Below are 13,531 nucleotides of genomic sequence, written 5' to 3' on the forward strand. Positions count from 1 at the left end.
ATACGAACAAACCGGCCGCTTCTTTTTTAATAGAAGCGGCCGGTTTTCAATTGCCTCACATATGTTTGATCATCTCGTCCCCGAAGCCTGAACTGCCCACCAGCTTGGCCCCCTCCATCAGCCGCTCGAAGTCATAGGTCACGGTCTTGGCTGCAATCGCGCCATTGGTGCCCTTGATGATCAGATCGGCCGCCTCGGTCCAGCCCATGTGGCGCAGCATCATCTCCGCAGACAGGATCACCGAGCCAGGGTTGACCTTGTCCTGCCCGGCGTACTTGGGCGCGGTGCCGTGAGTCGCCTCGAACATGGCCACGGTATCGGACAGGTTGGCCCCCGGCGCGATGCCGATGCCGCCCACTTCCGCCGCCAAGGCATCGGACAGGTAGTCCCCGTTGAGGTTGAGCGTGGCGATCACGTCATATTCGGCCGGACGCAGCAGGATCTGCTGCAGCATGGCGTCGGCGATGGCATCCTTGACGATGACCTCGCGCCCGGTCCTGGGGTTCTTGAACTTCATCCACGGGCCGCCATCGAGCAGCTCGGCACCGAACTCGTCCCTGGCCACCTCGTAGCCCCAGTCCTTGAAGGCCCCCTCGGTGAACTTCATGATGTTGCCCTTGTGCACCAGGGTCAGCGATTCGCGGTCGTTATCCACCACATACTGCAGGGCCTTGCGCACCAGGCGCTTGGTGCCCTCGCGGGAGACCGGCTTGACGCCGATGCCACAGTCCTGGTCGAAGCGGATCTTGGTAACGCCCATTTCCTCCTTGAGGAACTTGATCACCTTGTTCGCCTCAGGCGAGCCGGCCTTCCATTCGATGCCGGCATAAATGTCCTCCGAGTTTTCCCGGAAGATCACCATGTCCACATCCCCGGGCTTTTTCACCGGGCTCGGCACACCCTGGAACCACAGCACCGGGCGCAGGCACACATACAGGTCGAGCTGCTGACGCAGGGCCACGTTCAGCGAACGGATGCCGCCACCGACCGGGGTGGTCAGCGGCCCCTTGATCGACACCACGTATTCTCTCACCGCATCCAGGGTTTCCTGGGGCAGCCAGGTGTCCTGGTCATACACCTGGGTGGCTTTCTCCCCGGCGTACACCTCCATCCAGGCGATCTTGCGCTTGCCGCCGTAGGCTTTCTGCACGGCCGCATCGACCACCTTGATCATCACCGGCGACACATCGACGCCAATCCCATCGCCTTCGATATAAGGAATGATGGGGTTGTCGGGCACATTGAGCGAATGGTCTGCATTGACGGTGATCTTGGCGCCGTCGGTCGGAACCTTGATTTTCTGGTATCCCATGCTTGCACTACTCCGCTTTCGGGTGTGATTGGACATCATGCGATCCCACTGAGCCTAAACCACATCCGCCGACCTGCAAGGCCCTATCGCCGGCAAGCCGGCTCCCACAAAAAGCCCAGGCACCGCCAACCCCTGCGGGAGCCGGCTTGCCGACGACAGGACCACCACCGCCAAACCTGCGGCAACGCACCGCATTGCCCCTACGTCTTTGGTCTTATAAATGGCGCCGATGTCACTTCGTCTTGCTGAATAGCCTGATTGGTTTGATATACTGCGCCGCGACCCAAGGGTCATCGGGGCGAATCCCAGGTAAATGCGGCTCGCCCTCGGCCAGCAATGGCCAAAAGCCTGGGTTGTTACCGCAGCTCAGCACTTGACGCTCGACTGATGCATCCACCATCACCGCTCGCAGCCTCTCGACTTTCCGCTCATGGCGTCGCCGGAGCGAAGCGCTTACCCTGCGCACCACGAGACTCGAGTACGCTCAGCACATAGAGAGTTAACCCGCATGCCCACCCGTTCCAAGATCATCTATACCTTCACCGACGAAGCCCCCGCCCTCGCCACCTACTCGCTGCTGCCGATCGTCGAAGCCTTCACCGCTTCGGCTGACATCGCCGTCGAAACCCGCGACATTTCCCTGGCTGGCCGTATCCTCGCGGCATTCCCGGAGCAACTGGGCGCCGAGAAGCAGGTAGGCGATCACCTGGCGGAGCTGGGCCAACTGGCTACCACCCCTGAAGCCAACATCATCAAGCTGCCGAACATCTCGGCCTCGGTCCCGCAGCTCAAAGCGGCGATCAAAGAGCTTCAGGCCAAGGGCTTCAACATCCCTGACTACGCCGACGAGCCGGCCACCGCCGAAGAAAAAGAATCCCGCGCGCGCTACGACCGCATCAAGGGCAGCGCCGTGAACCCGGTACTGCGCGAAGGCAACTCCGACCGCCGCGCGCCGCTGTCGGTCAAGAACTACGCTCGCAAGCACCCGCACAAGATGGGTGCCTGGGCCGCCGACTCCAAGTCGCACGTTGCCCACATGAACAATGGCGACTTCTACGGCAGCGAGAAGGCCGCACTGATCGAGGCTGACGACAGCCTGCGCATCGAGCTGGTCGGCAAAGACGGCAGCACCACCGTGCTGAAAGAAAAGACCGCCGTCAAAGCCGCCGAAGTCATCGACTGCGCCACCATGAGCCGCAAGGCCCTGAAAGCCTTCATCGCCGAGCAGATCGCTGATGCCAAGGCCTCCGGTGTGCTGTTCTCGGTCCACCTGAAGGCCACCATGATGAAGGTCTCCGACCCGATCATGTTCGGCGTCATCGTCGAAGCGTTCTACGGCGAAGTACTGGCCAAGCACGCTGCCGCGCTGACCGAAGCAGGCTTCAATGCCAACAACGGCATCGGCGACCTGTACGCCCGCATCAAGGACCTGCCAGCTGACAAGCAGGCCGAGATCGAAGCCGACATCCAGGCCCTGTACGCCGAGCGTCCAGCCCTGGCCATGGTCAACTCCGACAAGGGCATCACCAACCTGCACGTACCGAGCGACGTCATCGTCGACGCCTCGATGCCTGCCATGATTCGTGACTCGGGCAAGATGTGGAACACCGCCGGTGAACTGCAAGATGCCAAGGCGATCATCCCGGACCGCTGCTACGCCGGTATCTACCAGGCCACCATCGAAGACTGCAAAGTCAACGGTGCCTTCGACCCGACCACCATGGGCAGCGTGCCGAACGTTGGCCTGATGGCGCAGAAAGCCGAAGAGTACGGCTCCCACGACAAGACCTTCCAGGTCAAGGCCGATGGCGTCGTGCGCGTGGTCGACAGCAAGGGCAAGGTCGTTCTGGAGCAGAACGTCGAAGCCGGTGACATCTTCCGCATGTGCCAGACCAAAGACGCGCCGATCCAGGACTGGGTCAAGCTGGCCGTCAACCGTGCCCGCCTGAGCGACACCCCTGCGGTGTTCTGGCTGGACCCGGCCCGTGCCCACGACGGCGTGATGATCGAGAAGGTGCAGCAGTACCTGAAGGATCACGACACCTCTGGCCTGGACATCCGCATCCTGGCTCCGGTCGACGCCATCAAGTTCTCCCTGGCCCGCATCCGCGAAGGCAAGGACACCATTTCGGTGACCGGCAACGTGCTGCGCGACTACCTGACCGACCTGTTCCCGATCATGGAGCTGGGCACCAGCGCCAAGATGCTGTCGATCGTGCCGCTGATGAACGGCGGTGGCCTGTTCGAAACCGGCGCCGGCGGTTCGGCACCGAAGCACGTACAGCAGCTGGTTGAAGAGAACTTCCTGCGTTGGGATTCGCTGGGTGAATTCCTGGCCCTGGCCGCTTCCCTGGAGCACCTGGGCAACACCTACGACAACCCGCGCGCCAAGGTCCTGGCCAACACCCTGGACCAGGCCACCGGCAAGTTCCTCGACACCAACAAGTCGCCTTCGCGCAAAGTCGGTGGTATCGACAACCGCGGCAGCCACTTCTACCTGACCCTGTACTGGGCCGAAGCCCTGGCTGCCCAGAGCGACGACGCCGCCCTGCAAGCGCGCTTCGCACCGCTGGCCAAAACCCTGATCGAGAACGAAGCGACCATCGTCGCCGAGCTCAACGCCGTTCAGGGCAAGCCGGCCGACATCGGTGGCTACTACGCCCCGGATGCCGAGCTGACCGCCAAGGTGATGCGCCCAAGCCAGACCCTGAACAGCGCCATTGCCGCCCTGTAAGGTTCGCTTGAAGTAACAGCACAAACCCCGGCCACGCACCGGGGTTTGTGCTTTCTGAAGCACTGCCGTGCCCTTGTAGGAGCGGCCTTGCGTCGCGAAAGGGCCGCAGGGCGGCCCCAGAATTTCAGCGGCGCCGCATACATCGCTGGGGCTGCTGCGCAGCCCTTTCGCGACGCAAGGCCGCTCCTACAAAGGCTCATGGAGCCCACAAAATGACCTGGCAACCCCACATCACCGTCGCCACCATTGTCGAACACGAAGGCAAATTCCTCTTCGTCGAAGAATTCAAAGCCGGCCAGCACGTCTTCAACCAACCCGCCGGCCACCTCGAACCCAATGAGACCCTGCCCCAGGCCGCCCTGCGCGAAACCCTCGAAGAAACCGCCTGGGAAGTCGAGCTCACCGGCGTGGTCGGCATCTACCTCTACACCGCCCCCAGCAACGGCGTGACCTACCAGCGCATCTGCTTCGCCGCCCGCCCCGTGCGCCACCACGCCGACCTGGCCCTGGACAGCGATATCGTCCGCGCCGTCTGGCTGACCCGCGAAGAACTGCTGGCCGACCCCAGCCGCTGGCGCAGCGAGCTGGTGCCACGCTGCCTGGACGACTACCTCAAAGGCCCCTTGCACAGCCTCGATCTGCTGCGCGACTGACGCGCCGCCCCGGGTTTGATAGAATCGGCGTTTTTCCCCCTTGATACACATCGGTAACCATGACCAGCCCAGCACTCAAAGACCCCGCCAAGACCCGCGTCATCGTCGGCATGTCCGGCGGCGTGGACTCTTCCGTCTCCGCCCTTCTGCTCATGGAACAGGGCTACCAGGTGGAAGGGCTGTTCATGAAGAACTGGGAAGAGGACGACGGCACCGAGTACTGCACCGCCCGTGAAGACCTGGCCGACGCCCAGGCCGTGTGCGACCGCATCGGCATCAAGCTGCACACCGCCAACTTCGCCGCCGAGTACTGGGACAACGTGTTCGAGCACTTCCTCGAGGAATACAAGGCCGGCCGCACGCCGAACCCGGACATCCTCTGCAACCGCGAAATCAAGTTCAAGGCGTTCCTCGAGTACGCCCTGTCGCTGGGCGCCGACCTGATCGCCACCGGCCACTATGTGCGCCGCCGCGACACCGGCGAGCTCACCGAACTGCTCAAGGGCCTGGACCCGAACAAGGACCAGAGCTATTTCCTGCATGCCGTCGGCGGCAAGGAAATCGCCCGCACCCTGTTCCCGGTCGGCGAGCTTGAAAAGCCCGAAGTGCGCGCCATCGCCGAAAAACACGGCCTGGCCACCGCCAAGAAGAAGGATTCCACCGGCATCTGCTTCATTGGCGAACGCCGCTTCAGCGACTTCCTCAAGCAGTACCTGCCGGCCCAGCCGGGCAACATCGAAACCACCGAAGGCGAAGTGATCGGCCGCCACCACGGCCTGATGTACCACACCATCGGCCAGCGCCAGGGCCTTGGCATCGGCGGCCTGAAGGACGCCGGCGACGAGCCGTGGTACGTGCTGCACAAGGACCTGACCCGCAACGTGCTGGTGGTCGGCCAGGGCAACGAACACCCTTGGCTGTTCTCCCGCGCCCTGCTCGCCTCGGAAATTTTCTGGGTCAACCCGATCGATTTGAGCAGCCCGCGCAAGCTCACCGCCAAGGTGCGCTACCGCCAGAGCGACCAGCAGTGCATCCTGGAGCTGACTGAAACCGGCTACCGCGCCGTGTTCGACGAGCCGCAGCGCGCCGTGACCCCGGGACAGTCGGTGGTGTTCTATGACGGCGAGGTGTGCCTGGGCGGCGGCGTGATCGAAACCGCCGAGCCGTGGAGCCCGCGCGCATGAGCAACCTGCAGGAGCAATTGATTGCCCTGGGCGGAGTATTCCAGGCCGCCGTGCTGGTCGACCGCATCGCCCGCACCGGCCAGGCCAGCGAGGCCAACATCGGCTGCATGCTGGGCAGCCTGCTGGTGCGCGACCCGAAGGACACCCTGGAAGTGTTCGGTGGCGACGACCTGAACCTGCGCGACGGCTACCGCGCGCTGGTCGGCGCCCTGGAGCGCGACCCCAACAGCCTGCAGCGCGAACCGCTGCGCTATGCCCTGTCGATGCTGGGCCTGGAGCGCCAGCTGAACAAGCGCGGCGACCTGCTCGACACCATCGGCAATCGCCTGCCGCAGATCCAGTCGCAGGCCGAGCATTTTGGCCTGGTTCACGAAAACGTCATCGCCTCCAGTGGAGCCTTGTACCAGGACACCTTGAGCACCTTGCGCCAGCGCATCCAGGTGCATGGCGACATGCGCTTCCTGCAGCAGGCCAGCAATGCCTCGAAGATCCGCGCCCTGCTGCTCTCCGGCATTCGCGCTGCGCGCCTGTGGCGCCAGCTGGGCGGGCACCGCTGGCAGCTGGTGTTCAGCCGGCGCAAGTTGCTCAACGAACTGTACGACATGATGCGCAACGCCTCCTGAGAAATGCGCACAACCTTTGTAGGAGCGGCCTTGCGTCGCGAAAGGGCCGCAACGCGGCCCCAGGGTCCGAGCATGCACACAAATTGCTGGGGCTGCTTCGCAGCCCTTTCGCGACGCAAGGCCGCTCCTACAGGCATTTTTCATGTATGATATGCGCCCTTCCAAAAGCCTGACTGTCCGAGAACACCCCATGCAGCTTTCTTCGCTCACTGCGGTTTCCCCTGTTGACGGCCGTTACGCCGGCAAAACCCAGGCCTTGCGCCCCATCTTCAGCGAATTCGGCCTGATCCGTTTCCGCGCCCTGGTCGAAGTGCGCTGGCTGCAGCGCCTGGCCGCTCACCCGCAAATCGGCGAAGTGCCGGCGTTCTCCGCCGAAGCCAACGCCCTGCTGGACAGCCTGGCCACCGACTTCAAGCTCGAGCACGCCGAACGCGTCAAGGAAATCGAGCGCACCACCAACCACGACGTCAAGGCGATCGAATACCTCCTCAAGGAGCAGGCCGCCCAGCTGCCTGAGCTGGCCAAGGTCAGCGAGTTCATCCACTTCGCCTGCACCAGCGAGGACATCAACAACCTGTCCCATGCCCTGATGCTGCGCGCGGGTCGTGACGACGTGCTGCTGCCGCTGATGCGCCAGATCGCCGAATCCATCCGCGCCCTGGCCCACGCCCACGCCGACGTGCCGATGCTGTCGCGCACCCACGGCCAGCCGGCTTCGCCGACCACCCTGGGCAAGGAACTGGCCAACGTCGTGTACCGCCTGGAGCGTCAGATCGCCCAGGTTGCCGCCGTGCCGCTGCTGGGCAAGATCAACGGCGCCGTAGGCAACTACAACGCCCACCTGTCGGCCTACTCGCAGATCGACTGGGAAGCCAACGCCCGCGCCTTCATCGAAGACGAGCTGGGCCTGGTGTTCAACCCCTACACCACCCAGATCGAACCGCACGACTACATCGCCGAGCTGTTCGACGCCGTCGCCCGCTTCAACACCATCCTCATCGACTTCGACCGCGACGTCTGGGGCTACATCTCGCTGGGCTACTTCAAGCAGAAGACCGTCGCTGGCGAAATCGGCTCGTCGACCATGCCGCACAAGGTCAACCCGATCGACTTCGAGAACTCCGAAGGCAACCTGGGTATCGCCAACGCGCTGCTCCAGCACCTGGCCAGCAAGCTGCCGATCTCGCGCTGGCAGCGTGACCTGACCGACTCCACCGTGCTGCGCAACCTGGGCGTGGGCTTCGCCCACAGCGTCATCGCCTACGAAGCCAGCCTCAAAGGCATCGGCAAGCTGGAAGTCAACACCGCACGTATCGCCGCCGACCTGGACGCCTGCTGGGAAGTGCTGGCCGAGCCGATCCAGACCGTCATGCGCCGCTTCAACATCGAGAACCCCTACGAGAAGCTCAAGGAGCTGACCCGTGGCAAGGGCATCACCCCTGAAGCGCTGCTGACCTTCATCGACGGCCTGGACATGCCAGCCGAAGCCAAGGCCGAACTCAAGCTGCTGACCCCTGCCAGCTACATCGGCAACGCGGCAGCACAGGCCAAACGCATCTAAGCTGACCGTCGCGCTCAACGCCCGGCCTCGCCGGGCGTTTTTATTCCCGGACGAAAATTACGTTTTTTCAATAGGTTGAACATGAATCCTGATACTCCACTTCAGCTGCTCGGCGGCATCTCGGCCCGCGAATTCATGCGCGACTACTGGCAGAAGAAGCCGCTGCTGGTGCGCCAGGCCTTCCCGGACTTCGAAAGCCCGATCGACCCCGACGAACTGGCCGGCCTGGCCCTGGAAGAGGAAGTCGAGTCGCGCATCGTGCTCGAGCACGGCGCCCACCCGTGGGAACTGCGCCGCGGCCCGTTCAACGAAGACACCTTCGCCGAGCTGCCGGAACAGGACTGGACCCTGCTCGTTCAGGCCGTTGACCAGTTCGTGCCGGAAGTGGCTGAACTGCTGGAGCAGTTCCGTTTCCTGCCGAGCTGGCGCATCGACGACGTGATGATCAGTTTCGCCACCCCAGGTGGCAGCGTCGGCCCGCACTTCGACAACTACGACGTGTTCCTGCTGCAAGGCCACGGCAAGCGCAACTGGAAGATCGGCCAGATGTGCAACAGCGACAGCCCGCTGCTGCCCCACGCCGACCTGCGCATCCTCGCCGAATTCGAACAGAGCGGCGAATGGACCCTGGAGCCTGGCGACATGCTCTACCTGCCACCGCGCCTGGCCCACTACGGCGTGGCCGTCGACGACTGCCTGACCTACTCGGTCGGTTTCCGCGCGCCGAGCGCTGCCGAAGTGCTGACCCACTTCACCGACTTCCTCGGCCAGTTCCTGCCGGACGAAGAGCGTTACAGCGACGCCGACGCCGAGCCTGTCAGCGATCCGCACCAGATCCAGCACGATGCCCTCGACCGCCTCAAGGCGCTGCTCGACAAGCACATGGGTGACAAGGACCTGCTGTTGACCTGGTTCGGCCAGTTCATGACCGAGCCGCGCTACCCGGAGCAGGTCGTCGGTGAAGCGCTGAGCGAGGAAGAGCTGATCGAAGCCCTCGAAGATGGCGCAATCCTGATCCGCAACCCAAGCGCGCGCATGGCCTGGTCCGAGCTCAACGACGACCTGATGCTGTTCGCCAGCGGTCGCAGCTGCCCGCTGCCGGCCAAGCTGCGCGAACTGCTGAAGCTGGTCTGCGCCGCCGACGCCTTGCACATCGACAACCTCGGCGAATGGCTGCAGGATGAAGATGGCCTTATGCTGGTACAGCAACTGATCAACCAAGGGAGCCTGGGATTCGCCAATGAATAAGATTCGTGTGCGCCTCGCCGACTGGCAGAAAGACAACGCCGACATCCGCCGCATCCGCGAAGCCGTTTTCGTCGCCGAACAGCACATTCCGCCGGAGCTCGAATTCGACTCGGAAGACCAGGAAGCCCTGCACTTCCTGGCCCTGGAAGGTGATTACCCGATCGGCACCGCGCGCCTGCTGGCGGACGGCACCATCGGGCGTATCTCGGTGCTCAAGGACTGGCGCGGGCTGAAGGTTGGCGACGCACTGGTCAATGCGGTCATCGTCGAGGCGCAGAACCGCGATCTCAAGCAGCAGATGCTCAGCGCCCAGGTGCATGCCACACCGTTCTATGAGCGGCTTGGCTTTCGCGTAGTCAGCGAAGAGTTCCTGGAAGCCGGCATCCCGCACGTGGACATGGTGCGCGACTCCTGCGAGTTTGCCTGATACACCTCGCCCGCCCCTTCGCGGGACCAGTCGGATCGCCGCACCGCCGCTCCCACAGGTATTTCACTCTCTTCAAGAACAGTGACTACCTTGTGGGAGCGGGCTTGCCCCGCGAATAGGCCAGTGCAGACAACACATCCAGACCCGCAGAAACCTGTACATCCATCCAGATAAAACTTGCCTCTGCGCCCCCGCTTGCGCATCCTAGTGCCCATCATTCCCGATGAAGCATTTGCGGCCATGCGCCTGTTCCTCTGCGAAAAACCCTCCCAGGCAAAAGACATCGCCAAAGTCCTCGGCGCCCAGCGCAAAGGCGACGGCTGTTGGCAAGGCACCGACGTCTGCGTGACCTGGTGCATCGGTCACCTGCTCGAAACCGCCCCACCCGACAGCTACGACGAACGCTACAAGCGCTGGAACCTGGCCGACCTACCGATCATCCCGGAAAAGTGGAAGATGCTGGTGAAGCCCAAGACCGCCAGCCAGTTCAAGGCCGTCAAGCGCCTGCTCGGGGAGGCACGCGAGCTGGTAATCGCCACAGACGCCGATCGCGAGGGCGAGATGATCGCCCGCGAGCTGGTCGAGCACTGTCGCTACCGCGGCCCGATCCAGCGCCTGTGGCTGTCGGCACTGGACGACGCGTCCATCCGCAAGGCCCTGGCGCGCCTGCTGCCCGGTCAGGAAACCTTCAATCTGTATCACTCGGCACTGGGCCGCTCGCGCGCCGATTGGCTGATCGGCATGAACATGAGCCGGCTGTTCACCCTGCTTGGCCGCCAGTCCGGCTACCAGGGCGTGCTGCCGGTGGGGCGGGTGCAAACCCCGACCCTGCGCCTGGTGGTAGACCGTGACCGCAGCATCGCCGACTTCGTGCCCGTGCCGTTCTGGGCCATCGATGTGCAGCTGGAACAGGCCGGCCAGGTTTTCAACGCCCAATGGCGCGCGCCAGAAGACGCCTGCGACGATCAAGGCCGCTGCCTCAACCAGGCACTGGCGCAAGCGGCCGCCAGCGCCATCGGCAACGCCGGCACGGCGCGGGTGCTCAAGATTGTCACCGAACGCGTGCGCGAGGCCGCGCCGCTGCCCTTCGACCTTGGCACCCTGCAGGAGCTGTGCTCGAAGAAATTCGGCCTCGGCGCCCAGGAAACCCTCGACATCGCCCAGTCCCTTTACGAGACCCACAAGCTGATCACCTATCCGCGCAGCGACTGCGGTTACCTGCCGCTCAGCCAGCACAGCGAAGCGCCGGGCATCCTCGCTGCACTGCAGCGCGTCGACGCCAGCCTCGCGCCGCTGCAGGAGCACCTTGAACCCCAGCGCCGCTCGCGGGCCTGGAACGATGCCAAGGTCAGCGCCCACCACGGCATCATTCCCACTGCCGCAGCCAGCGACCCCTCGCGCCTGCCGGCCAAGCACAAGGCCGTGTACACCCTGATCCGCGCGCGTTACCTGGCGCAGTTTCTGCCCAACCATGAATACGACCGCACCCAGGCCGAGTTCGACTGCGCCGGCCACGCCCTGCGCGCCGTGGGCAAGCAGATCGTCGAGCCAGGCTGGCGCCGCGCCCTGCCCGAGGCACTGACCCCGGCCAAAGGCCGCGAGGCAGCGCCGGCCCAGGTACTGCCCACTTTGCGCGAGGGCCAGGACTGCGCGGTGCAAAGCCTGCAACTGAAAGACCTGTGGACCCAGCCCCCCAAGCCATTCACCGAAGGCGACCTGATCAAGGCCATGAAGAACGTGGCCAAGTTGGTTGACGATCCGCGCCTCAAGCAGAAGCTCAAGGAAACCACCGGTATCGGCACCGAGGCTACCCGCGCCAGCATCATCCAGGGCCTGCTCGACCGCGGCTACCTGGTGAAAAACGGCAAGGCCCTGGCCGCCACTCCGGCCGCGTTCAGCCTGATCGACGCCGTGCCCCGCGCCATCGCCGACCCCGGTACCACCGCCATCTGGGAGCAGGCGCTGGACATGGTGCAAAGCGGTGAAATGAGCCTGGAAGAATTCGTCGCCCGGCAGTCGGCGTGGATGGGCAAGCTGGTGGAGCGCTGCCGGGGCATGCGCATGAGCATCAGCGGGCCGGCGGTGGGCAAGGCGGCGCCGTGGAAGAAAAAGCGCCGCGCCGGAGGCAAAGGCAAGGCTGACAGCAGCGGGGCCAAAACGGTTGGCAGCAAGCCGAGACAGCCACGACGCAAGGCCTCCAGTTGATGTGTGCCTGCTCTGGCCTCATCGCCGGCAAGCCGGCGATGAGGCCACCCGAAACAACGAACGGATTGGCGTCGTGAAATTTTCCTGCTAAGTTTTCATGAAAATAATCACAATAATTTTCACGAGGCTCAGGCATGTTCAAGCAATCCGCCCAGCACGTCGCCAGTTACTACGCCCAGACCTACCCCGCCAGCATCCCTCTGCGCCCCACCCTGCAAGCTTCTCACGACACTGATGTGCTGATCGTCGGTGCCGGCTTCAGCGGCCTGCACACCGCCCTGCGCCTGGCCCTGGCCGGTAAGCGTGTGACCTTGCTGGAAGCCAGCCGCGTGGCCTGGGCTGCGTCCGGGCGCAACGGTGGCCAGGCCTTGCTGGGCTGGTCATGCGACATGCCGCCGCTGGAAAAGGCCTTGGGCGTGGAACGCACTCGGCGCCTGTGGCAGAGCATGTGCTGGGCCGCCGACGAGCTGCGCCAATTGCCGCTGCGTCATGGCTTCGATATCGACTACCGCATGGGTAGCCTGTGGACGGCGGTGCTGCCGCGTCGGGTGAAACTGCTGGAAGAAGCCTTGCACGAAGCCGAGCACAAATGGGGCTATGACGCCCTGCACCTGATCGGCCGCGACGAGCTGGGACAGTGGATCGACAGCCCGCGCTACCAGGCCGCGCTGTACGACGCCAAGGGCGCACACCTCAACCCGCTGAAGCTGGCTCAGGGCCTGGCCACTACCATCGAGGCCCACGGCGGGCAGATCTTCGAGCAGAGCCAGGTGCTGGAACTGCAGCAGACAGCCAGCGGTCATATCGCCCGCACCGCCCAGGGCGAGGTGCGCTGCGAGGTGCTGGTGCTGGCCTGCAATGCCTACATCGACCGCCTCGACCGCAGCCTGTCGCGCCGGTTGTTGCCGGTCGGCTCGTACCAGGTGGCCACCGCGCCGCTGGGGGCGGATGTCGCGCGTTCGCTGCTGCCGCGCAACAGCTGCGTGATCGACAACCAGTTCGTGCCCGACTACTTCCGCCTCACCCCCGACCACCGCCTGCTGTTCGGCGGTGGCTGCACCTACCTGGGCGGCATCCCCAAGGATGTCGCCAGCGCCACCCGCCCCTACCTGGAACGGGTATTCCCGCAACTGGCCGGCGTGACCATCGATTACGCCTGGGGCGGGCACATCGACTGCAGCTTCCAGCGCACCCCGGACGTTGGCCGCCAGGGCCAGCGCTACTGGCTGCAAGGCTTTTCCGGGCATGGCGTGCTGCCGACCCTGGCGGCGGCGCGGGCGGTCAGCGATGCGATTCTGGGCGACGACGAGCTGTTGAGTTTGTACCAGGGGATCGACAACGGGCGATTCCCTGGGGGTGATTTGCTGGCTGCGCCGCTGGAGGCGGCGGCCAAGGCCTGGTATCGGATGCGTGATCGGGTCTGAAGGCGTTGGATCTGTTCGGGCCTCATCGCGGATGAATCCGCTCCTACACACACGCACAGCGGGGTTGAGCTGCACCCCAAAAGTTGGACGCTGAGTGTGTAAGGCTACGCGGCCTGGGCTCTGTAAGCCACAGGGCTCAGGCCGCCGAGTTTCATCTTGA

10 protein-coding genes are annotated in these 13,531 nt (G+C 64.1%); 9 read left to right on the top strand and 1 reads right to left on the bottom strand.

The window, feature by feature from the left end; all coding sequences use genetic code 11:
* Positions 1–55: 55 nt before the first annotated feature.
* Positions 56–1,312: an NADP-dependent isocitrate dehydrogenase gene (icd, locus tag ACIPZG_RS21385; RefSeq protein ID WP_008097749.1), complete on the bottom strand. Its 1,257-nt coding sequence runs from the start codon at positions 1,310–1,312 to the stop codon at positions 56–58.
* A gap of 508 nt (positions 1,313–1,820) precedes the next feature.
* On the opposite strand from icd, the gene ACIPZG_RS21390 reads away from it, so the two are divergent.
* The 9 genes from ACIPZG_RS21390 (at position 1,821) to ACIPZG_RS21430 (ending at position 13,371) form a co-directional block, all read left to right on the top strand.
* Positions 1,821–4,046 carry an NADP-dependent isocitrate dehydrogenase gene (locus tag ACIPZG_RS21390; RefSeq protein ID WP_400716660.1) on the top strand — a complete coding sequence of 742 codons (2,226 nt, stop codon included), beginning with the start codon at positions 1,821–1,823 and terminating at the stop codon, positions 4,044–4,046.
* A gap of 212 nt (positions 4,047–4,258) precedes the next feature.
* Positions 4,259–4,699, top strand: a complete 441-nt coding sequence (locus ACIPZG_RS21395; protein ID WP_400716662.1) for an NUDIX hydrolase — start codon at positions 4,259–4,261, stop codon at positions 4,697–4,699.
* Between the two features lie 59 nt (positions 4,700–4,758).
* Positions 4,759–5,883, top strand: coding sequence for a tRNA 2-thiouridine(34) synthase MnmA (gene mnmA / locus ACIPZG_RS21400; protein WP_400716664.1), 1,125 nt, complete (start codon positions 4,759–4,761; stop codon positions 5,881–5,883).
* Positions 5,880–6,506: a high frequency lysogenization protein HflD gene (gene hflD / locus ACIPZG_RS21405; protein ID WP_400642408.1), complete on the top strand. Its 627-nt coding sequence runs from the start codon at positions 5,880–5,882 to the stop codon at positions 6,504–6,506. Before mnmA ends, hflD begins: the two co-directional genes overlap by 4 nt.
* Before the next feature lie 190 nt (positions 6,507–6,696).
* Positions 6,697–8,067 (top strand): adenylosuccinate lyase, encoded by a 1,371-nt coding sequence (gene purB / locus ACIPZG_RS21410; protein ID WP_008092880.1) that lies wholly within the window; start codon positions 6,697–6,699, stop codon positions 8,065–8,067.
* A gap of 81 nt (positions 8,068–8,148) precedes the next feature.
* Positions 8,149–9,315: a JmjC domain-containing protein gene (locus ACIPZG_RS21415; RefSeq protein ID WP_400716668.1), complete on the top strand. Its 1,167-nt coding sequence runs from the start codon at positions 8,149–8,151 to the stop codon at positions 9,313–9,315.
* On the top strand, positions 9,308–9,742 hold the full coding sequence (locus ACIPZG_RS21420; RefSeq protein ID WP_008092882.1) for a GNAT family N-acetyltransferase: 435 nt from the start codon (positions 9,308–9,310) through the stop codon (positions 9,740–9,742). Before ACIPZG_RS21415 ends, ACIPZG_RS21420 begins: the two co-directional genes overlap by 8 nt.
* A gap of 240 nt (positions 9,743–9,982) precedes the next feature.
* Positions 9,983–11,947, top strand: coding sequence for a DNA topoisomerase III (locus ACIPZG_RS21425; protein ID WP_400716670.1), 1,965 nt, complete (start codon positions 9,983–9,985; stop codon positions 11,945–11,947).
* Between the two features lie 134 nt (positions 11,948–12,081).
* Positions 12,082–13,371 carry an NAD(P)/FAD-dependent oxidoreductase gene (locus ACIPZG_RS21430; protein WP_400716672.1) on the top strand — a complete coding sequence of 430 codons (1,290 nt, stop codon included), beginning with the start codon at positions 12,082–12,084 and terminating at the stop codon, positions 13,369–13,371.
* The last annotated feature ends 160 nt before the right edge of the window (positions 13,372–13,531 follow it).

Origin of the sequence: Pseudomonas sp. NPDC089395 (assembly GCF_044749525.1) — a bacterium.
Lineage (GTDB): Bacteria > Pseudomonadota > Gammaproteobacteria > Pseudomonadales > Pseudomonadaceae > Aquipseudomonas.

Bases quoted from the DNA above. Each gene is read 5' to 3' on its own strand.
- ACIPZG_RS21395 (WP_400716662.1), top strand. From the start codon at position 4,259: ATGACCTGGCAACCCCACATCACCGTCGCCACCATTGTCGAACACGAA.
- ACIPZG_RS21430 (WP_400716672.1), top strand. From the start codon at position 12,082: ATGTTCAAGCAATCCGCCCAGCACGTCGCCAGTTACTACGCCCAGACC.
- ACIPZG_RS21415 (WP_400716668.1), top strand. From the start codon at position 8,149: ATGAATCCTGATACTCCACTTCAGCTGCTCGGCGGCATCTCGGCCCGC.
- mnmA (WP_400716664.1), top strand. From the start codon at position 4,759: ATGACCAGCCCAGCACTCAAAGACCCCGCCAAGACCCGCGTCATCGTC.
- hflD (WP_400642408.1), top strand. From the start codon at position 5,880: ATGAGCAACCTGCAGGAGCAATTGATTGCCCTGGGCGGAGTATTCCAG.
- ACIPZG_RS21420 (WP_008092882.1), top strand. From the start codon at position 9,308: ATGAATAAGATTCGTGTGCGCCTCGCCGACTGGCAGAAAGACAACGCC.
- icd (WP_008097749.1), bottom strand. From the start codon at position 1,312: ATGGGATACCAGAAAATCAAGGTTCCGACCGACGGCGCCAAGATCACC.
- purB (WP_008092880.1), top strand. From the start codon at position 6,697: ATGCAGCTTTCTTCGCTCACTGCGGTTTCCCCTGTTGACGGCCGTTAC.
- ACIPZG_RS21390 (WP_400716660.1), top strand. From the start codon at position 1,821: ATGCCCACCCGTTCCAAGATCATCTATACCTTCACCGACGAAGCCCCC.
- ACIPZG_RS21425 (WP_400716670.1), top strand. From the start codon at position 9,983: ATGCGCCTGTTCCTCTGCGAAAAACCCTCCCAGGCAAAAGACATCGCC.